Below are 1,490 nucleotides of genomic sequence, written 5' to 3'. Positions count from 1 at the left end.
GGTCGGCGAGCGCCGGCGCGGCGCCCAGCACGAAGGCCAGGCGGTCCAGCAGCGCCGGGTTCTGCCGCAGCAGGCTGAGCGCCTGCACGCCGGCCTGCATCCGCCCCAGCGCCGCATCCAGCCGCATCAGCGCGGCATCGGGCTGCGGCTGCCGGCCGAAGGCGGCCAGCAGCGCGGGCATGATCTCGGTCAGCAGCTCGCGCGCGCGCTCGCTGCGCGTCGCGCGGGTGCGCCCGTGATGCCAGGCGCGCACCATGCCCGCGACGGCGGAGGGGTTCTGGAAGCCCATCCGCCGCAGCGTGTCGAGCGTCGCCGGATCGTCCTCCACCCCGGTGAAGACCAGGCTGCCCGCACCGCCATCCGGCGCGGCCAGGTCGGGGGCGGATTCGAACAGCCCGGCATAGCAGCGCTCGACGCGGGACAGGTGCCCGGTCAGCGCGCTGAAGAAGGCCTCCGGCTGGTCGAAGCCCATGAAGGAGCCGATGCGCGCCAGCCCCTCCGCATCCTCCGGCAGGCGGTGGGTCTGCCGGTCGGCGACCATCTGCAGGCGGTGCTCCACGTTGCGCAGGAAGACGTAGGCATCGGCCATGTCGGCCGCGCTGCGCCGGTCGATCCGCCCGGCCGCCGCCAGCGCCGCCAGCGCGCCGAGCGTGGTCGGGTCGCGCAGCGCCGGGTCGCGCCCGCCCCAGATCAGCTGCAGCACCTGGGTGGAGAACTCGATCTCGCGGATGCCGCCGCGGCCGAGCTTCACGTCGTGACCGGGCACCTGCACCTCGGCATGCGCACCCTTGGCCGCCTTGTGCGCGTGGATCTGGCGCTTGATGGAATGGATGTCGGCCACCGCCGCGAAATCCAGGTGGCGGCGCCAGACGAAGGGGCGGATCTCGCGCAGGAAGCTGTCGCCCAGCATACGGTCGCCAGCAACGGGCCGCGCCTTGATCATCGCCGCGCGTTCCCAGTTCTGCCCCATGCTTTCGTAGTAGGTGATCGCCGCCGGCAGGCTGACGGCCAGCGGCGTTGCCGCGGGGTCGGGGCGCAGGCGCAGGTCGGTGCGGAAGACGTAGCCGTCCTCCGTGCGTTCCTCCAGCAGCCTGACGAGGTCGCGCGCCAGGCGGACATAGATGGCGCCGGCCCGGTCGGCATCGTAGGCTGCCGCGACCGGATCGTAGAGCACCATGAGGTCGATATCCGAGGAGTAGTTCAGCTCGCGCCCGCCGAGCTTGCCCATGCCGAGCACCACCAGGCCCGATCCGCGCCCGGTCGCGCGCGGATCGTGCCGCGCCCCGCCGCCGGCCAGCTTGAGCTCGCCGCGCGCCTGCGCCTCCCGCAGCAGATGCGCGCAGGCGTAGTCGGTGCAGGTGTCGGCAAGCTCGGACAGCGCGCCGGTCACCCGGTCCAGCGGCCAGAGCCCGGCCAGGTCGGCCGCCGCGGCGATCAGCGCCGCCTGCCGCTTCGCCTGGCGCAGCAGCGCGGCGACCTGCTGGCGCCCG

The 1,490-nt window shown here is 73.9% G+C and carries 1 protein-coding gene; it reads right to left on the bottom strand.

Going from position 1 to position 1,490, the window contains the following annotated elements:
- Positions 1-1,490, bottom strand: a 1,490-nt coding sequence (locus OZN99_RS31355; RefSeq protein ID WP_456299922.1) for a [protein-PII] uridylyltransferase family protein, incomplete at both ends; no start/stop codon positions are given.

This window comes from Falsiroseomonas oryzae (assembly GCF_027856955.1).
GTDB lineage: Bacteria > Pseudomonadota > Alphaproteobacteria > Acetobacterales > Acetobacteraceae > Falsiroseomonas > Falsiroseomonas oryzae.
The sequence above is the reverse complement of the archived record's forward strand: the minus strand, read 5'-3'. Positions and strand labels throughout refer to the sequence as shown.